The organism is Morganella morganii (assembly GCF_019242955.1).
GTDB lineage: Bacteria > Pseudomonadota > Gammaproteobacteria > Enterobacterales > Enterobacteriaceae > Morganella > Morganella sibonii.
The window spans coordinates 2,279,943-2,297,893 of the sequence record NZ_CP066129.1 but is presented as its reverse complement, the minus strand read 5'-3'; the positions used below and the strand labels follow the sequence as shown (position 1 = coordinate 2,297,893).

The following is a 17,951-nucleotide window of genomic DNA, read 5'->3' as shown; positions in this document are numbered from 1 at the left end:
TTATGATCCTGATAAATACCCGGCCACGCGGAGCGCAGTAAACTGTGGCGGTTGAAATCAGTCAGGAGCGCGTTATGCAGGCGGGTGTGGAAATCCGGGTGAAGGGAAAAGTCCAGGGGGTCGGGTTTCGTCCGGCGGTCTGGCAGATAGCTCATCAGATGGGATTGTGCGGAGATGTCAGCAATGACAGTGAAGGGGTGCTTATTCACCTGCCGGCAGATGCGGATATCGCCGGTTTTATCCGCCGGTTACAGGCTCAGTGTCCGCCGCTGGCAAGAATCGACCATATCGGGCAGCAGGATTATACTTTTGAACAGCGTCCGGCGGCATTCACCATTACGGCCAGCGGGCAGGGTGAAATGGATACGGAGATCATTCCGGATGCAGCCACCTGTGATGCCTGCCTCCGTGAATTGTTTGATCCGGAAAACCGCCGTTACCGCTATCCCTTTATTAACTGCACGCATTGCGGACCCCGTTTTACGATTATCCGCGGGATGCCGTATGACCGTCCGAACACAGCCATGTCAGTTTTCCCGTTTTGTCCGGTGTGTCAGCACGAATACAGTGACCCGGCGGATCGCCGCTTTCATGCCCAACCCAACGCCTGTCCGGATTGCGGTCCGCATATCTGGCTGGCTGACCCGCAGCAGCAGATTACTGCCCGTTTTGATGATGCATTAGCAGCTGCTGTCCGCTTACTGAAAGACGGAAAAATTCTGGCGATGCAGGGACTGGGTGGTTTTCATCTGGTGGCGGATGCTCAAAACAGTGATGCGGTGTCTGCATTGAGAGCCCGCAAACACCGGCCTGCCAAGCCGTTTGCGGTGATGCTCCCGTCTGTTGACTGGCTGGCGGAATGCGCAGAACACCAGCCGGACGCCGGCCTGATAACCTTACTGAAAAGCCCGGCAGCACCGATAGTGCTGACAGATGAACCGGGCCTGTCCGCTGCATTATCACCGCTGGTCGCGCCGGGATTGTGTGAAACCGGCATTATGCTGCCCTCTAATCCGTTACAGCATCTGTTATTGCATGATATTCAGCGCCCGCTGATTATGACGTCCGGTAACGCATCGGGCCATACACCGGCGCTGGGTCACGCGGCGGCATTTGAACAACTCAGTACCATTGCGGATGCTTTTCTCCTGCATAACCGCGAGATTATTCAGCGTGCGGATGATTCAATCGTCCGTTATCAGCCCGGTGATATTCAGGTGATACGGCGCGCACGCGGCTATGTGCCTGATGCAATCGACGTCAGTGCGGTGACAGGCCAAAATCCGCCTGCCGTAGTGGCGCTGGGCGGTGATCTGAAAAATACCTTCTGTCTGCTGCATCACCATCAGATAATTACCGGACCGCATTTGGGCGATTTGTCCGATCTCTCCGTACAGGGGCAACTTGAAGCGTCTCTGACACTGTTCGAACAGATTTATCAGATCCGGCCGCAGGCGATTGCCGGGGATGCTCATCCGGGCTATATCAGCCATCAGAAGGGCATTGCCATGGCGCAGGCACGCGGGGTGCCGTTTATTCCGGTTTACCATCATCACGCCCATATTGCTGCCTGTCTGGCAGAGCACGGCTGGCGTCCGCAAGATGGCGAAGTGGCGGGGATCGCGCTGGATGGTTTGGGATACGGCGCGGATGACACATTATGGGGCGGTGAAATTCTGGCGGGTGATTACCGGCAGATGATCCGCACCGGCGGATTACCCGCAGTGAGTTTACCCGGCGGTGATAAAGCCGCGGTACAGCCGTGGCGTAATCTGCTGGCACATCTGCATCACGCCGGACTATGGCCATCGTCACCACTGGCCGCCCGGCTGGCCGGAAAAAATACGTCATTACTGCTCAAAGCGATTGAACAGGATCTTAACGCACCGAAAGCCTCTTCCTGCGGGCGGTTGTTTGATGCCGCCGCCTGTGCACTCGGGCTGACAGCTGATCAGATAAGCTGGGAAGGGGAAGCGGCCTGTGCGCTGGAAGCGTGTTCGTTACAGTGTCACAATCAGGATGTACTTACTACCGGCGACACATTACCGCTGACGACGGATAACATCATTGCTTTACGCCCGCTCTGGCAGATGCTGGCGGATGAGACGCTGACCGTACCGGAAAGAGCATTCCGTTTTCATGTACTGCTGGCGAATACATTGGCGGGGCTGGCCGATGATACGGCAACCCGGCGGAAGACGAATACGGTTGTACTCTCCGGCGGCGTATTTAATAACCGCCTGCTGCGTCGTTTCATTAAGAGCGGATTAAATCACAGACAGGTACTCGAACCCCGGCAACTGCCGTGCGGGGACGGCGGGATAGCGGCCGGACAGGCGCTGATCGCGGCAATCGCATTAGGTCACTGAAACCGGCGGCACAATTTGGCACAGTAAATATTTGTAATTTTTGTCATCGCTGAATTATCATTCACCGTAATATATTCGCCCCGCGAACATTTGTTGCGGTGATTTGCACATGAATTTAACTCAGGAAATGATAATGCATAAGAAATCAGCCGGCCTGGTCAGCCTCGGAATGTTAACGATCATGTCAGCCTCTGCCTTTGCAGACGACGGAAAATGGTCTGTCGGTGCGTCTGTTCTGTATCAGGAGCAGGCATACCGCGGTACAAAATCCTCTGACAAGTTTATGCCGGTTCCGATGGTTAACTATGAGGGTAAGAACTTTTATTTTCATACATTAGCGACCGGTTATTATCTGTGGAACGACAAAAAAGATCAGCTGTCCGTTGACCTGTTCTACTATCCGCAGGCATACCGTGCCAAAGATAATAAAGATTCCCGTATGCGCAAGCTGGATAACCGCCGCGATACGGCGATGGCCGGGTTTAGCTACCGCCATCACGAAGAGTGGGGTACTTTGCGTACCAACTTCTCCGGGGATATCCTGGGTAAAAGTGATGGTATGCGTTTTGATGCCGCATATCTCTACGGATTTGAGGGTGACTCATGGTCTGTTCAGCCGGGCGTCGGTGTTATCTGGTCAAGTGAAAAACAGAACCGTTATGAATACGGGATCACCGATTCAGAATCCCGCCGCAGCGGTCTGGATGAATACCGTCCGGGCAGCAGCTGGACACCGTATATTGAAGTCACCGGTCATTATCAGTTTGATGAAAACTGGTCTGCCTTCGCGATGGGCCGTATCGACCTGTTACCAAGCGAAGCCAAAGACAGCCCGATGGTGGATAAAAAATACACCTCTATCCTGTGGACGGGCGTAACTTATACTTTCTGATAATTCAGTGGTATAACAGAACTGCACCTGACTGTTGTCCGGTGCAGTTTTTTTATGGCTGAAACCCTGCCGGAGGTTTTTGTGGTCAGAGTATTGCGTTATTTTCTGATATTGCTCTGTTGTGCGGTGCCTGCGGTATATGCCTGGCAGCCGCAGCAGGGCGATATTATTTTTCATACCTCGCGCTCCTCCCAGAGCCTGGCTATACAAAAAGCGACCGGTTCGGTATACAGCCATATGGGCATTATTCTGCTGCGTGACGGAAAACCGTATGTGTATGAGGCGGCAAAAACTGTCCGCTTTACACCGCTGGCACAGTGGATTGCACGCGGCACCGGCAGCCGTTATGTGGTGAAACGGCTGAAAAAGCCGCTGAGTGCATCACAGCAACAGCAGTTATACCGGCAGGCACTTCATTATCAGTCACGGCCTTATGATCTGACCTTTTCATGGGATGATGAGCGGATTTACTGTTCTGAACTGGTCTGGAAAATTTATAAACATGCACTGAATACAGAAGTCGGTCAGTTACAGACTTTGCGGGAGTTTGATTTATCCTCACCGGAAGTACAGGCGAAGATGAAAGAACGGTACGGAGAGCATATTCCGCTGAATGAAACGGTGATTTCACCGGTGGCGATGTTTGATTCACCGCTGCTGACAACAGTATATGAAAGCCGGTAACCATTCACCGGCTTTATAAGCCTCTTAACAGCCCGTCAGCCGATTTTCGGGTTCAGGCGGATACGGACAGAGAGATGAGACGGTTTGTCGCCCTGCGGTGCCATAGGGCGGTTAATCCGCGCACTTTCGACACACACCATCGTTTTATAACCGTCATCGGGCATATCGGCCATTGAGGCGGATAATGCCGCGCCCGGGTTCCGGGATACCACATCACTGTGATGAAAATGCAGCACTATCCTTATAATGTCTGAACAGTCCGTCAGCCGATTTTCGGGTTCAGGCGGATACGGACAGAGAGATGAGACGGTTTATCGCCCTGCGGTGCCATAGGGCGGTTAATCCGCGCACTTTCGACACACACCATGGTTTTATAACCGTCATCGGGCATATCGGCCATTGAGGCGGATAATGCCGCGCCCGGGTTCCAACAGACCACATCACTGTGATGAAAATGCACCACTTCAATATGACGTTTTAATTTCTTATCATGAATATACGTGGATTGCTCCGGCTCGGTATAGATACGGTCTGTACGGCCATTGAACACCAGTTTTGTCTCTTCCGTATACTCTTCGCGCTGTGACAGATTATCCAGCAGATGCTGACCCAGCCCGCTGACACTGACCTGCGCAATATCCCCGACAGTAAAATAGGTATGCAGCGCAGCAGTTGCCTGATACTGACCGTAGGCTTCCAGTTCAACCTCACAGGTTTCCCCCAGACGGATACGGGCGATCAGCGTGAATTCATGCGGCCATATTTTGCGGGTTTCCGCACTGTCGCGCAGGGTAAAGGTCAGAAATACACCTTCTTCATTTTCATTATGAGCGGTGAACTCCCACTGCATAATGCGGGCAAAACCATGAGAGGGTGCCTGCACAGGGCCGAACCACGGCCAGCAGATCGGTATCCCGCCGCGGACAGCCACGCCCGGGGTAAATGCGCTGTTCTCACTGAGCCATAACCCCGGCTGTTCTGAACCGGCCGGTTGCCATGCCAGTACCTGTGCTCCCTGAAAACTGACGGCTGCACGGACTTTCGGATGGTCGATCACAATAACCGGCAGTTCCCCGATCTGACGCTGAGACAGCGAAGGGGTGATCGGACTGGTAACCGGTAACGCAAGAAGGCGCTCAATCATAATTTACCCTTTTGTAATAAAAACAGGACATTTACTCTGTACTTTACGACTGTTTACCACAAAAAAAAAGAGCCGCAAAAGCGGCTCAGGCCGTTGACAAACCCGGAGGGATTGGTGACGACCGGCAGAGGTTGTAAAAATAAACCAGAGAAATCAATTTATCGATTTTCGGCTGATGACATAAAACAGTAAAAACCACGTTTTATCCTGCTTTGTCAGAAATCTCAGCCGTAAAAGCGGCTCCGGGGACGTCATGCCGGATTGATATATTATCAAAGCAAGCATAGAAAAGATGATGTGAAAGATCTGAAAAACTCTGTTCACTCAGTGAAGTGCCGCCGGTATTACTCATGATACTTTCATTTTTATAATGCGCGGCCATCACTTGATCGGTCAGTGTACGGTGCCTCCGGTTTGCTGCACTACGAAGTATCCCAAGTTTTTCCGGTGTAATGCAGATCTCTTTATTCTGAGTATTTTCTGCCGGTTTTACGGTAACAATATACTTGTCCTCATAACGGGAAGGATTTCTCCTGGCCAGACAAAAGCCCTGTTCTGCCATCTCAAGCACCATTTGTATGGTGTCTGCACTTTTTTGTGAAAGCACGCTTTCGGATGACAGATATTTATCCTGTTGTTTTTTGAGAATATTATATGCCGTTTGTGCTGAGGAAGATGAGGTCTTCAATACGGACAATTTACCGATGGATGGTGCCGTCTGATAGTTTTCTGACGAAACGGGTTCAATTTTATCCGGCAATGTGAAGTTGATTTCTTTTGCGCACGCTGTTAGTCGAGACGTCAGATAACATTCGGGCATAATGCAGGTCAGTGCAATTAATTGTTCACAGACTTTCCGGATATTATGGTCTTTCTGTGTATGACATCCGGTTGAGAATGTTTTGACATTATTAATAACGGAAGCGAGGTTGTCTTTCAGATGGCTGAAAACAGGGTGATTTTCAGTACAGCTTTCTGCATGTAATGGCTGATATTTCGGAGCATGGAATATTTTTATCACGGTTACTTTCCTGTTTATGGTAGTCACCGGAAAAATAATATGAAACAAGTAACGAAGTGTATTTAAAGATATCACCATTTAAATCTGCATGATGCTGTCACGATGTACAAAATAAAAAATGGCCGCAATCGCGGCCATTTCAGAGAACGTGAGTGCAGACTTATTTGGAGATGTGTGCAATCAGATCCAGAACTTTATGAGAATAACCGGTTTCGTTGTCATACCAGGAAACCAGTTTCACAAAGTTGTCGTTCAGTGCGATACCGGCTTTGGCATCGAATACAGAAGTCAGTACTTCGCCGTTGAAGTCAGTGGAAACCACGTCATCTTCGGTGTAACCCATCACGCCTTTCAGTTCGCCAGCTGCAGCCGCTTTGATTGCTTCGCAGATTTCAGCGTAGGTTGCTGATTTTTCCAGACGGACAGTCAGGTCAACAACAGAAACGTTAGGGGTAGGAACACGGAAAGACATACCGGTCAGTTTACCGTTCAGTGCAGGGATAACTTTGCCCACTGCTTTTGCTGCGCCGGTAGAAGACGGGATGATGTTCTGGGATGCACCGCGGCCGCCGCGCCAGTCTTTATGAGAAGGACCGTCAACGGTTTTCTGAGTGGCTGTGGTGGCGTGAACAGTGGTCATCAGACCTTCAACGATACCGAACTTGTCGTTGATGACTTTTGCCAGTGGTGCCAGGCAGTTAGTGGTACAGGATGCGTTAGAGACGATTTCCTGGCCCGCGTAATCTTTGTGGTTAACACCCATAACAAACATCGGGGTTGCATCTTTGGAAGGGCCGGTCAGAACAACTTTCTTCGCGCCTGCCTGGATGTGTTTACGTGCAGTTTCGTCAGTCAGGAACAGACCGGTTGCTTCAGCAACAATATCAACACCGGCTTCGTTCCACTTCAGGTTTGCAGGGTCACGCTCGGCGGTAACGCGGATAGTTTTACCATTAACAACCAGATGGCCATCTTTCACTTCAACGGTTCCGTTAAAACGGCCGTGAGTTGAGTCGTACTTCAGCATGTATGCCATGTAATCTGCATCGAGCAGGTCGTTGATTGCAACGATTTCGATATCTGAACGCTCTTGTGCAGCACGGAATACGATACGGCCGATACGACCAAAACCATTAATACCTACTTTGATAGTCATAGTATTACCACCAGCTATTTGTTAGTGAATTAAAGTTGCTACTAAAGTTACCAAAACCTTGCCAGCCGTCAAGCGGAATCGTGTCAATTAATGTCATTTAACATTTGATCTGCTCAACAAATCGCCACTTTCAGTAAATTTGTCGCCGCTATTATCGGGAGTTACCGGAATAAAGACAGCGTGTATGGGGCATAAATGTGAAGAATGTCACAAATAAGTGGTGTCAATGCTGACATGACAAGTTTAGAATAACATCCGGTCATTTGATGTTAATTTTTTGTTATTCTGTATTCTGACTGACCCTGCACAATAATGATAAGGATTCAGCTATGTCCGGGACTGATAAAAAGCGGGATACACCCGCTGAGCTGACAGAGATTCAGCGCTATGTCACACAGGAAGCGGGAACTGAGCACCCGTTTACCGGCCGCCTGCTCTATAATGAGAAACAGGGGGTATATCGTTGTATTTGTTGCGGTTCTCCGCTTTTTTATTCGGATACCAAGTTTGATGCCGGTTGCGGCTGGCCGAGTTTTTATGAACCGGTCAGCAAAAGTGCAGTCCGGTATATTGACGATACCTCACATGGCATGCATCGTATTGAGACCCGCTGCGGTCATTGTGATGCTCATCTGGGGCATGTTTTTCCTGACGGGCCGGCCCCGACAGGGCAGCGTTATTGTATTAATTCAGCATCCCTGAGTTTTGAAGATGAAAAAACAAAAGCGATAACAAACGGTTAGTTTGGTTATATTGAAATTTAACATTTGTATAACGATAGAAAAAACGATTCAGCTTCTGATGTGATAAAAACGTAAAATCAGACGCTTTTCGGGGAAGGAAGAGTATGGAAATTGATAATTTATTGTCTGCCATGACGCCGGAAGTGTACGGCCGCCTGGTGACAGCGGTTGAACTGGGTAAATGGGCGGACGGTGTACCACTGACGGAATCCCAGAAAAACAGCAGTCTGCAACTGGTGATGTTATGGCAGTCCCGGCATAATGCTGACCCTGCGCATATGACGGTCGGTACTGACGGGGAGATCAGCCTGAAAAGCAAACAGGAACTGAAAGCGCTGTTTACCGACACGCACCTTGCCACACTGAAGCCGCAGGACTGAAGATAAAACGGGACAGTGCTTGCTGTCCCGTCATGACGATCGCTATTCTTTTTCGCCGCAGAACTGAGCTGCTGTCTGCAAAACCGCTCCGGCGTTTTCCATCTCTGTCAGTGCCTTGAGACTGTCTTCTGCCTGTAAATTAACCCCCCGGCAGCCGTCCGTAATCACGGTGACGGCAAATCCTGCCGCCAGTGCATCCAGCACCGTAAATTTCACACAGTAATCAGTGGCGATCCCCAGTACCGTGAGATGCGTGATGTGCTGTTCTGTCAGCAGCGGCAGCAGGGCGGTCGGCTCCCGGTGGTCGTTATCATAAAACGCACTGTAGCTGTCCACCGCCGGGTTTTCACCTTTATAAATAATATGGGTGATGGCATGTTTATTCAGGTCAGGATGAAAATCAGCTCCCGCCGTGTTCTGCACACAATGTACCGGCCACCAGACCTGCGGCAGCCCGTTCAGTTCACCGCATTCACCAATTACTGTCCCGGAATTGACCGCGAAGCTGAGGTGGTTTGCCGGGTGCCAGTCCTGACTGGCGATCACCGGGATACCCTGCTGCTGACAGCGGGTTATCATCCGGTTTGCTGTGCGGATCACGGTATCACTGTCGCGGACAGCCAGACTGCCGCCCTGACAAAAATCATTCTGGATATCCACCAGAAGCAGTGCCGGTTTCATTGCAGACTCCTCAGTTATCGTTATAGCTCAGCTCACCGCGCAGATCCTGCTGCATCAGAATGCGGATTTCGTCGCTGGTGTAATCCTGACTGAGCAGATAATGCAGCTTGGTCAGTGCCGCTTCGAACGTCATATCAAAACCGCTGATCACACCGGCTTCCGCCAGGGCATGACCGGTGGCATAACCGCCCATATTGACACGGCCGGAAATACACTGTGTCAGGTTGATCACAATGATACCGCGTTCGGTAGCTTCCCGCAGAGCGGTGAGCAGTTTCGGATGCTGCGGGGCGTTACCGACGCCGTAAGAGCGGATAATCAGTGCTTTGACCGGCTGTTGCAGAATGTTATTGACCACATCCACTGACAGCCCCGGATACACCGTTACCACGCCGATAGGCTGCGGAGTGATGTTATGCAGTGTGAACGGTGCGGTGTTCTGCGGCAGCGGGTGAGTGTTGAGATTCCGGATATTAATCCCGGCTTCCATCAGCGGCGGGTAGTTCGGGGAAGTAAAGGCCGCAAAGCCGTCAGCATGTGCTTTGACGGTGCGGTTACCCCGGTATAACCGGTTATTAAAAAATAATCCCACTTCATTAACCGGATAATTAGCCGCCAGATAAAGGGCATTAAGCAGATTGATCTGACCGTCAGAGCGCAGCGCTTCAAGCGGAATTTGTGACCCTGTCACAATGACCGGCTTGGTCAGATTCTCAAACATAAAGGAGAGTGCGGAGGCGGTAAACGCCATGGTATCCGTACCATGCAGGATAACGAAACCATCATAACGGTCATACTGGGCTTTGATATCATCCGCGATACACTGCCAGTCATCCGGCGTCATATCGGACGAGTCAATCAGCGGCTGGTGTTCGGTAATGGTAAAATCCGGCATCTCCGGACGGAAAAATTCCGGCATTTTGGCTACCTGGCGCTGAAGGTGGCCGGATACAGGGATATAGCCCTGCGCCGAGTGCTGCATACCGATAGTCCCGCCGGTATAGACCACATAAATGGATTTCTTTTGCATGTTACTGCTCTTAACGATGAGTACAGGGAAGGAAATTATAGGGGCTTCAGAAATAAAAAAAAGCCTGTTCGTCACGAACAGGCTTCTGAGAGTAAAGAATAAAACTTATTGAATATTGGTGCAATTTAAGCAGAACGCATAACGGTACTGCGGATCAGTCAGCATTTTCATAAAGGATGCCTGCTGTGTCAGCTGTGCACCGACCGGAGCCGGGATCATTCCCTGAAGGGAAGACGGCAGGGTGACTTTCACATTCCCGGCGGTTTCCGCAAGCAGTTTGTCGATAAAGGTCATTTCCGGCTGCATCCAGTTGAGAACCGGCTGCTCAACAGAGGCCAGCTCTGCCGCTTTGGCGACGGCGTCATCAAAATCACCGAGTTTATCAACCAGACCGTTAGCTTTGGCATCCGTACCGACCCAGACACGACCCTGGGCAATTTTATCCACCTCTTCCGGTGTTTTATGGCGTGATTTGGCAACGAGGTTAATAAAATTACTGTACCCGTTTTCGATATAAAGCTGCATCAGTTCTGAGAATTCCGGTGTCAGCGCTTTGGTCACACTGGTATCTGCCAGCGGTGAAGTGGAAACACCGTCGGTATGTACACCGATTTCACTCAGGGTGTTTTCAAACGTGGTGACCACACCGAAGATACCGATGGAGCCGGTAATCGTACTCGGGGACGCAATGATGTAGTTCGCCGGGGTTGAAATCCAGTAGCCGCCGGAAGCGGCCAGTCCGCCCATGGAAACCACCACGGATTTACCGCTTTGTTTCAGTGCCGCGACTTCCGCACGGATCTGATCGGATGCGGTGACACTGCCGCCCGGGCTGTTCACCCGCAGTACCAGCGCTTTTATTTCCGGGTCCAGACGGGCTTCACGGATTTGTGCGGCGATGGTATCACCACCGGCCATTCCCGGTGCATCCGGGCCGTCAACGATGGCACCCTGAACTACGATCACGGCGATATTGCCGGTGGTTTTACCCTGTGGTACGCCGATATTCATGTTTTTGGCATACTCGGCAAACGGAATGGCATTGATGGTGTTGTTTTGTTTATCCCAGCCGAATGTTTTGGACATTTCTGCCTCAAACACGTTAGCCGGCATAATCTCATCAACCAGTTTTTGTGTGACAGCATAACCGGCATTATCGCCTTTCGCGGCTTTCATCAGTGCCAGCATCTGCTGTGCGCCCGGGAAAATCGTATCCCTGGCGGTTTTGCGGTTCTCCGCAAGGGTGGTGAGATAATTATCCCACAGCACGCTGATAAAACGCTGTGTGGATTCACGGGCTTCCGGCGACATATCGTTACGCATCATCGGTTCAACCGCTGATTTATAAGTGCCGACGCGGAAGATATGTGTTTTCACCTTCAGCATTTCCAGCAATTCGTTATAATACAGCGTATTGGTGGCAAAGCCGTAGATACCGACGCTGCCCTGCGGCGGCATGTATATCTTGTCTGCATAAGAGGCCAGATAATATTGAGATTGGTTATAGTTGCCGCTGACGGCGTAAACCCGCTTACCCTGTTTGCGGAATTCAGTAATGGCTTTGCCGATATACTGAAGTGACGGCTGATCAGCACCGACGAAATCATCCAGTTTCAGGATCATTCCGGTGATGTCCGGGTCAGTGGCGGCGGTACGGATAGTTTCCACCACGTCAAACAGGGAGTTTTCCTGTAACTGACCGGAAGACGCCCCGAGCAGCTGAAGTGAAAGGCTTTCCAGCGGACTGTTACGGGTCAGCTGATCGACGACAACGCCGGAGAGATTTACATATAATGCACCGGGTTCACGGCTGACCTGAGCATCCTGCTCTGTCAGCAGTGCATAGGTTCCGGCGGCAAGCAGCAGTATAATGATAAAAAGGACATTGGCGGCAAGCTGACGCACAAAATTCAGTATTCGCCAGCTCCATTTAAATATTCCGGCAATGATAGTCCATAAAGTATGCATGACGGCTCCAAAGACAAAGATGTCCTGCTATCGTAAAGAGGATGTGCGGATTTGTCAGCCTGAAAACGACACATTGCGGAAAATATAAGCAGTTAAGCAATCTATCCTTAAAAATAGTGAAAAAAGTGGTAGCTTATTAGCGACTAAAAAAGGGGAAAACCGATGGATGCACTGACATTATTACTCAACCGCCGTTCTGCTTCCCGCCTGACCACACCTGCACCTGAAGGCGAAGCATTAAAAAATATTCTCAATGCCGGGATGCGTGCGCCGGATCATGGCGCGTTACAGCCCTGGCATTTTATCGTGATGCAGGGTGACGGCATCACCAAATTCAGTCAGTTGCTCGAAAATGCGGCAAAAACAGCCGGACTCGGACCGGAAGTGGAAGAAAAAGCCCGCAACGCGCCATTACGTGCGCCGCTGATTATCACGGTTATCGCGAAAGTGAAGCCGGAACATAAAGTTCCCGGATGGGAGCAGGTTGTGGCGGCGGGCTGTTCGGTTCATGCGATGCAGATGGCTGCTGTGGCTCAGGGCTTCGGCGGGATCTGGCGTACCGGTGCGTGGACAAAAGATCCGGTGGTCCGGGAAGGCCTGGGATGTGAGGAGCACGATAAAATTGTCGGCTTTCTGTATCTCGGCACTCCGGCACTGAAAGCGCCTGCCAAAGTGGCGGCACCGGATCTGACACCGTTTGTCACGTATTTCTGAGCGGACTGACGCTAACAAGGAGACTATCATGTCAGAAGCGGTGCGTTTAACGCAATACAGTCACGGCGCGGGTTGCGGCTGTAAAATTTCCCCGAAAGTGCTCGATACCATCCTGCACAGTGAGCAGGCAAAATTTATCGACCCGAATCTGCTGGTCGGTAATGAGTCCCGTGATGATGCGGCGGTGTATGATATCGGCAACGGGACCGGCATCATCAGTACCACCGATTTCTTTATGCCGATTGTGGATGACCCGTATGATTTCGGACGTATCGCAGCCACCAACGCCATCAGTGATATTTATGCCATGGGCGGCAAGCCGATTATGGCAATTGCGATCCTCGGCTGGCCGATTGCCAAACTGGCTCCCGAAATCGCACAGCAGGTGATTGAGGGCGGACGTGCGGTCTGCCGTGATGCCGGTATTTCACTGGCAGGCGGGCACTCCATTGATGCGCCTGAGCCGATTTTCGGCCTGGCGGTCACCGGTATCGTCCCGACAGATAAAATCAAACAAAATAACCGCGCGAAAGCCGGTTGCCGGCTGCTGCTGACCAAACCGCTGGGTATCGGCATTCTGACGACGGCTGAAAAACAGAGCAAACTTCGTCCTGAACATAAACATCTGGCGCGTGACACTATGTGTCAGCTCAACAAGCCGGGTGCGGATTTCTCTGAAATTGACGGTGTAAAAGCAATGACAGACGTGACCGGATTCGGTCTGCTCGGCCACCTGAGTGAAATTTGTCAGGGTTCCGGTTTGCAGGCCATCATTCACACCGATTCTGTTCCGGTGCTGCCGGGTGTCTATGATTATATCGCACAGGGCTGTTGCCCGGGCGGTACACAGCGTAACTTTGACAGCTACGGTCACCTTATCGGTGAAATGACCGATGTACAACGCAAACTGCTGTGTGATCCGCAGACATCCGGCGGCCTGCTGCTGGCGGTCGATCCGGCGGCGCGTGAGGAAGTGGAGGCGGTTGCCCGCAAATACGGCCTGACATTAAGCCCGGTCGGTGAACTGACTGAGCCGGACCCGTCCCGTGCACTGATTGAAGTCACCGCATAAACATGCGTTTGTTTATTGCCGAAAAGCCCAGCCTCGCCCGTGCGATTGCGGATGTATTACCCAAACCGCACCAGCGGGGGGACGGCTTTATCCGCTGCGGTCAGAATGACTGCGTGACCTGGTGTGTCGGCCACCTGCTGGAACAGGCAGAGCCGGATGCCTATGATCCGCGTTACGCCCGCTGGAACCTGGCTGACCTGCCGATTATCCCGCAAAAATGGATCCTCAGACCCCGCGACTCAGTAGCGAAACAGCTGCGCACTATCGGTACGCTGCTCAGTTCTGCCACCGAAGTTATCCACGCCGGAGACCCCGATCGAGAAGGGCAACTGCTGGTGGATGAGGTTCTGGATTTCCTGGAGTTACCGCCGGAAAAACGACAGCAGGTACAACGTTGTCTGGTCAATGATCTTAACCCGCAGGCGGTAACACGGGCGGTGGATAAAATGCGTTCCAACCGTGATTTTATCCCGCTGTGTGTTTCGGCACTGGCTCGGTCACGGGCCGACTGGCTCTACGGTATCAATATGACGCGCGCCTACACCATTCTCGGCCGCAATGCCGGGTATAATGGTGTGCTCTCGGTCGGCCGTGTGCAGACCCCGGTACTCGGGCTGGTGGTGCGTCGCGACGAAGAAATTGAAAACTTTGTGCCGCGGGATTTCTTTGAGGTAAGGGCACATATTGTCACCCCGGCAGATGAACGTTTTACGGCGATGTGGGTGCCGAGCGACGCCTGTCAGGACTATCAGGATGAAGAAGGGCGTCTGACTCACCGGCCGCTGGCGGAACATGTGGTCAGCCGCATTACCGGTAAACCGGCCTATGTGACGGATTTTCAGGATAAAACCGAAAATGAGGTCGCGCCGCTGCCATTTTCATTATCCGCCTTACAGATTGAGGCTGCCAAACGCTACGGGCTGAGTGCCCAAGCGGTGCTGGATGTCTGCCAGCGTTTGTATGAAACCCACAAACTGATTACCTATCCCCGTTCGGACAGCCGTCATCTGCCGGAAGAGCATTTTGCCGGGCGTCACAGTGTACTTAACGCCATTTCTGTACATACCCCGCATCTGCTTCCGCAGGATAACCTTGATGATTCGCTGCGTAACCGCTGCTGGGACGATAAAAAGGTGGATGCGCACCACGCCATCATTCCGACGGCAAAATCGGTCTCCGTGTCACTCAGTGAGAATGAAGCCAATATCTACGAGTTGATTGCACGTCAGTATCTGATGCAGTTTATGCCGGATGCGCAATACCGCAAATGTGTGATTGAACTGGATATCGCTAACGGTAAATTTGTGGCAAAAGCACGTTTTCTTTCTCAGGCGGGCTGGCGGACCATGCTGGGCGCCAAAGAGCGTGACGAGGAAAACGAAGGAACTCCGCTGCCGCTCCTGACCAAAGGGGACGAGCTCCTGTGCGAACGCGGTGAAGTGGTTGAACGCCAGACTCAGCCGCCGAGGCCGTTTACGGATGCCACGCTGCTGTCCGCCATGACCGGGATTGCCCGGTTCGTGAAAGATAAATCCCTGAAAAAAGTGTTGCGTGAAACGGATGGCCTGGGAACAGAAGCGACCCGTGCCGGGATTATCGAACTGCTGTTCCGCCGTGAGTTTCTGTATAAAAAAGGGCGGAATATTCACTCATCACCGGCGGGACGGGCGCTGATTCATGTTTTGCCTGAAATGGCGACATTACCGGATATGACCGCACACTGGGAATCCACACTGACGCAAATCAGCGAAAAACAGTACCGCTATCAGGATTTTATGGTGCCGTTATCCGAAACGCTGACCGGACTGATAAACCAGGCCAGACAGAACCGGAATGTCCGCGCTTTCCGTGATTTACCGCCGCCGCCACAGGCAAAAAAAGCGGGGGCAAAAGGAAAGGGGAAAACGGCCGCGAAGGGCAAAGGAAAGTCAGGCGGGAAAAAAGCGCCGCCACAGGAAGAAGAATAAAAAATGTCCCGCATTGGCGGGACATTTTGTATCAGCGGGTCAGATCAAACTCCGCCCAGATTGGCGCGTGATCAGACGGTTTTTCCATACCGCGGATCTCATAATCAATACCTGTGGCGGTACAGCGCGGCGCCAGCCCGGAACTTGCCAGAATCAGGTCAATCCGCAGACCCCGGTTGTCATCAAAACCGCGGGAACGGTAGTCAAACCATGAGAAACGGTCATCTGCATCCGGATACATGGCGCGGTAGGTGTCAGTCAGCCCCCAGCCGAGCAGGCGATCCATCCACTCCCGCTCTTCCGGCAGGAAAGAACATTTGCCGGTCTTCAGCCAGCGTTTGCGGTTAGTATCACCAATTCCGATATCAATATCCTGCGGGCTGATATTCATATCGCCCATAATAACAATCGGATCCTGATTCGACCGCCCGGACAGGTAGTCCTGTAAATCCTGATAGAATTTAGTTTTCGCCGGGAATTTCAGCGGGTGATCACGGCTTTCTCCCTGGGGGAAATAACCGTTAATCACTGTCAGTACCCCGGCCGGGGTATCAATATCCGCCATAATCAGACGGCGCTGGGCATCTTCATCATCCCCTGCGAAGCCTTTGCGTACGGCAACAGGCTCTGCTTTGGTCAGCAGGGCGACACCGTAATGGGATTTCTGGCCGTGATAAAAAATGTGGTAACCGAGATGTTTCAGGTCATCGAGCGGGAACATATCGTCATGAACTTTGGTTTCCTGGAGGCCGATAACATCAGGCTGATGCTGTGCGATAATCGCTTCCAGCTGGTGAGGCCGGGCTCTTAACCCGTTAATGTTAAAAGAGACAAACTTCATAGAATTCCAACCGGTTGATGAGTTAACAACAAAAGAGTAACAGATTGCAGAAAAAAAGTAACCCGTCAGAAGAATAATAAAAACCGGTATGCCAGGCAGGAATTAATATGTCTCAATTTTTAATTGGCAAAATAAACAGCATTAATAATGATTATTCTTGCTTCAGCAAAGTGAAATGAAAAGGGGGTAATAAAAATCGGAAGGAAGATTTTTGTATTTATGTATTAATCTTTAAAATGAAATCTAATAAAACAGAATAATAAAAATATAATGTTGTATTATTATTGTTGTATGAGTTTTAACGAAAATCGTATTTTAACTCTTTGTTTAAGAAAAAAACACCAGAAATAAAGTCGTTATATATCAATAAGTAATTATTTAACTGATTATTTACTACAGCACAGGAATCGACATTATGTTTTTTTCAAGGAAGTTAGAGGCCTTTATGGCTGTTGTTGAATACGGCTCGCTCAGCAAAGCAGCAAAAGTGATGAACAGGACAACACCGCCGGTGGCGAAATCGATCAAGGATTTTGAGATTTCACTGGGTAAGCGTCTATTTAAACGTGAAAAATTCGGTATGAGTCTGACGCGTGAAGGTATGGAGCTGTACAATGACCTTAAAGATCTCTATATGCAGGAAAAAGAGATCACTAAAAAACATATCAGCGGAACGGTATGTAATAAGGTGAATATATTTTATGACTGGGGTAAAAGTAAATATATCGGTGCGTTATACAGTGCTGCATTTAAAGCCGGTATACAAATTAATATATTCCGTTTCCATTATGATTGTATTGATGAAATAAATGATTTCGAGGGGAATACACTGATACTTTCCTCAGAGCCGGTTGTCAGTGAACGTTTTGCACTGCTGCGTCATTTACCGCAGGGGCAGATCGGAATTTGCTGCCGCCGTTCGCTGTTTCAGGCCTGTGATAATAATTTGCAAACATTATTATCCTGCTGTGTCTGGTTATGCGAGCCGTTGTTATATGAAAGCCCGCTGCTGAAAATAATGCTGCAGCAGCATGATGAGCAAAGTAAACATGAACATGTGCATCTGATTGATAATGTGAACAGTTATCTGCATCTGCTGATTGACGGAGATTATCTCTGCTTTATTGATGAGCAGCCGAAAACACTGCCGTACAGTGACGAACTCATTTTCCTGCCGTTGTCGCAGACTGAAGCGGAAAATCATTGTTATCTGTACAAATCGAAGTCACATGCGAGTGTGCTGAATAAGGTTATGGATTGTATTGAGAATATGAAATAACAGGAGAGAA

At 50.6% G+C, this 17,951-nt stretch carries 16 protein-coding genes and 1 pseudogene; 9 read left to right on the top strand and 8 right to left on the bottom strand.

The genetic code is table 11. The features are described from left to right. Nucleotides 1-74 precede the first annotated feature (74 nt). From hypF to JC793_RS10610, 3 genes are all read left to right on the top strand, one after another. A complete protein-coding gene (hypF, locus tag JC793_RS10620) occupies nucleotides 75-2,369 on the top strand; it encodes a carbamoyltransferase HypF (RefSeq protein WP_218428408.1) in 2,295 nt (764 codons plus the stop codon). Between the two features lie 133 nt (nucleotides 2,370-2,502). Further along, nucleotides 2,503-3,261: a MipA/OmpV family protein gene (locus JC793_RS10615; protein ID WP_046893486.1), complete on the top strand. Its 759-nt coding sequence runs from the start codon at nucleotides 2,503-2,505 to the stop codon at nucleotides 3,259-3,261. A 54-nt stretch (nucleotides 3,262-3,315) separates the two neighbouring features. Further along, nucleotides 3,316-3,945, top strand: coding sequence for a YiiX family permuted papain-like enzyme (locus JC793_RS10610; protein ID WP_182106978.1), 630 nt, complete (start codon nucleotides 3,316-3,318; stop codon nucleotides 3,943-3,945). Nucleotides 3,946-3,980: 35 nt separating this feature from the next. Here the strand turns inward: JC793_RS10610 and JC793_RS10605 are convergent. The 4 genes and pseudogenes from JC793_RS10605 to gapA all read right to left on the bottom strand — a co-directional run. Next, nucleotides 3,981-4,178, bottom strand: a pseudogene (locus tag JC793_RS10605) (D-hexose-6-phosphate mutarotase); the annotation flags it as partial. Nucleotides 4,179-4,207: 29 nt separating this feature from the next. Further along, complete coding sequence (locus JC793_RS10600; RefSeq protein WP_052927559.1) at nucleotides 4,208-5,089, bottom strand: D-hexose-6-phosphate mutarotase; 882 nt, start codon at nucleotides 5,087-5,089, stop codon at nucleotides 4,208-4,210. A 202-nt stretch (nucleotides 5,090-5,291) separates the two neighbouring features. Continuing rightward, nucleotides 5,292-6,110 (bottom strand): hypothetical protein, encoded by an 819-nt coding sequence (locus tag JC793_RS10595; RefSeq protein WP_218426168.1) that lies wholly within the window; start codon nucleotides 6,108-6,110, stop codon nucleotides 5,292-5,294. 160 nt (nucleotides 6,111-6,270) lie between these two features. Further along, entirely contained in the window at nucleotides 6,271-7,266 is a 996-nt protein-coding gene (gene gapA, locus JC793_RS10590; protein ID WP_052927560.1) for a glyceraldehyde-3-phosphate dehydrogenase, read from the bottom strand. A gap of 329 nt (nucleotides 7,267-7,595) precedes the next feature. Here gapA and msrB point away from each other — a divergent pair, with 329 nt between their 5' ends. Beyond that, a complete protein-coding gene (msrB, locus tag JC793_RS10585) occupies nucleotides 7,596-8,009 on the top strand; it encodes a peptide-methionine (R)-S-oxide reductase MsrB (RefSeq protein ID WP_004235540.1) in 414 nt (137 codons plus the stop codon). A 104-nt stretch (nucleotides 8,010-8,113) separates the two neighbouring features. Next, nucleotides 8,114-8,389 (top strand): YeaC family protein, encoded by a 276-nt coding sequence (locus tag JC793_RS10580; RefSeq protein ID WP_046893482.1) that lies wholly within the window; start codon nucleotides 8,114-8,116, stop codon nucleotides 8,387-8,389. 42 nt (nucleotides 8,390-8,431) lie between these two features. Here JC793_RS10580 and pncA read toward each other — a convergent pair whose 3' ends face one another. The 3 genes from pncA to sppA all read right to left on the bottom strand — a co-directional run bounded on the left by pncA (nucleotide 8,432) and on the right by sppA (nucleotide 12,068). Then, nucleotides 8,432-9,070, bottom strand: coding sequence for a bifunctional nicotinamidase/pyrazinamidase (gene pncA, locus JC793_RS10575; protein ID WP_218426167.1), 639 nt, complete (start codon nucleotides 9,068-9,070; stop codon nucleotides 8,432-8,434). Between the two features lie 10 nt (nucleotides 9,071-9,080). Further along, the gene (ansA, locus tag JC793_RS10570; RefSeq protein WP_046893480.1) at nucleotides 9,081-10,100 is read right to left on the bottom strand and encodes an asparaginase; all 1,020 of its coding nucleotides are present in this window, start codon (nucleotides 10,098-10,100) and stop codon (nucleotides 9,081-9,083) included. A 105-nt stretch (nucleotides 10,101-10,205) separates the two neighbouring features. Continuing rightward, entirely contained in the window at nucleotides 10,206-12,068 is a 1,863-nt protein-coding gene (gene sppA / locus JC793_RS10565) for a signal peptide peptidase SppA (RefSeq protein WP_218426166.1), read from the bottom strand. A 162-nt stretch (nucleotides 12,069-12,230) separates the two neighbouring features. On the opposite strand from sppA, the gene JC793_RS10560 reads away from it, so the two are divergent. The 3 genes from JC793_RS10560 to JC793_RS10550 are packed head-to-tail and all read left to right on the top strand — an operon-like array spanning nucleotide 12,231 to nucleotide 15,821. Next, nucleotides 12,231-12,782 carry an NAD(P)H nitroreductase gene (locus JC793_RS10560; protein ID WP_046893478.1) on the top strand — a complete coding sequence of 184 codons (552 nt, stop codon included), beginning with the start codon at nucleotides 12,231-12,233 and terminating at the stop codon, nucleotides 12,780-12,782. Nucleotides 12,783-12,810: 28 nt separating this feature from the next. Further along, nucleotides 12,811-13,854, top strand: coding sequence for a selenide, water dikinase SelD (gene selD / locus JC793_RS10555; RefSeq protein WP_431739819.1), 1,044 nt, complete (start codon nucleotides 12,811-12,813; stop codon nucleotides 13,852-13,854). 2 nt (nucleotides 13,855-13,856) lie between these two features. Then, entirely contained in the window at nucleotides 13,857-15,821 is a 1,965-nt protein-coding gene (locus JC793_RS10550) for a DNA topoisomerase III (RefSeq protein WP_218426165.1), read from the top strand. Nucleotides 15,822-15,852: 31 nt separating this feature from the next. Here JC793_RS10550 and xthA read toward each other — a convergent pair whose 3' ends face one another. Beyond that, complete coding sequence (gene xthA / locus JC793_RS10545; protein WP_218426164.1) at nucleotides 15,853-16,662, bottom strand: exodeoxyribonuclease III; 810 nt, start codon at nucleotides 16,660-16,662, stop codon at nucleotides 15,853-15,855. Nucleotides 16,663-17,077: 415 nt separating this feature from the next. Here xthA and JC793_RS10540 point away from each other — a divergent pair, with 415 nt between their 5' ends. Then, the gene (locus JC793_RS10540; RefSeq protein WP_218426163.1) at nucleotides 17,078-17,941 is read left to right on the top strand and encodes a helix-turn-helix domain-containing protein; all 864 of its coding nucleotides are present in this window, start codon (nucleotides 17,078-17,080) and stop codon (nucleotides 17,939-17,941) included. The last annotated feature ends 10 nt before the right edge of the window (nucleotides 17,942-17,951 follow it).

Excerpts from the sequence above, each read along its gene's own strand:
- JC793_RS10600 (WP_052927559.1), bottom strand. The coding sequence starts at position 5,089 with ATGATTGAGCGCCTTCTTGCGTTACCGGTTACCAGTCCGATCACCCCT.
- pncA (WP_218426167.1), bottom strand. The coding sequence starts at position 9,070 with ATGAAACCGGCACTGCTTCTGGTGGATATCCAGAATGATTTTTGTCAG.
- xthA (WP_218426164.1), bottom strand. The coding sequence starts at position 16,662 with ATGAAGTTTGTCTCTTTTAACATTAACGGGTTAAGAGCCCGGCCTCAC.
- JC793_RS10615 (WP_046893486.1), top strand. The coding sequence starts at position 2,503 with ATGCATAAGAAATCAGCCGGCCTGGTCAGCCTCGGAATGTTAACGATC.
- msrB (WP_004235540.1), top strand. The coding sequence starts at position 7,596 with ATGTCCGGGACTGATAAAAAGCGGGATACACCCGCTGAGCTGACAGAG.
- JC793_RS10580 (WP_046893482.1), top strand. The coding sequence starts at position 8,114 with ATGGAAATTGATAATTTATTGTCTGCCATGACGCCGGAAGTGTACGGC.
- hypF (WP_218428408.1), top strand. The coding sequence starts at position 75 with ATGCAGGCGGGTGTGGAAATCCGGGTGAAGGGAAAAGTCCAGGGGGTC.
- JC793_RS10610 (WP_182106978.1), top strand. The coding sequence starts at position 3,316 with ATGGCTGAAACCCTGCCGGAGGTTTTTGTGGTCAGAGTATTGCGTTAT.
- sppA (WP_218426166.1), bottom strand. The coding sequence starts at position 12,068 with ATGCATACTTTATGGACTATCATTGCCGGAATATTTAAATGGAGCTGG.
- JC793_RS10550 (WP_218426165.1), top strand. The coding sequence starts at position 13,857 with ATGCGTTTGTTTATTGCCGAAAAGCCCAGCCTCGCCCGTGCGATTGCG.
- JC793_RS10540 (WP_218426163.1), top strand. The coding sequence starts at position 17,078 with ATGTTTTTTTCAAGGAAGTTAGAGGCCTTTATGGCTGTTGTTGAATAC.
- JC793_RS10560 (WP_046893478.1), top strand. The coding sequence starts at position 12,231 with ATGGATGCACTGACATTATTACTCAACCGCCGTTCTGCTTCCCGCCTG.
- gapA (WP_052927560.1), bottom strand. The coding sequence starts at position 7,266 with ATGACTATCAAAGTAGGTATTAATGGTTTTGGTCGTATCGGCCGTATC.
- ansA (WP_046893480.1), bottom strand. The coding sequence starts at position 10,100 with ATGCAAAAGAAATCCATTTATGTGGTCTATACCGGCGGGACTATCGGT.
- selD (WP_431739819.1), top strand. The coding sequence starts at position 12,811 with ATGTCAGAAGCGGTGCGTTTAACGCAATACAGTCACGGCGCGGGTTGC.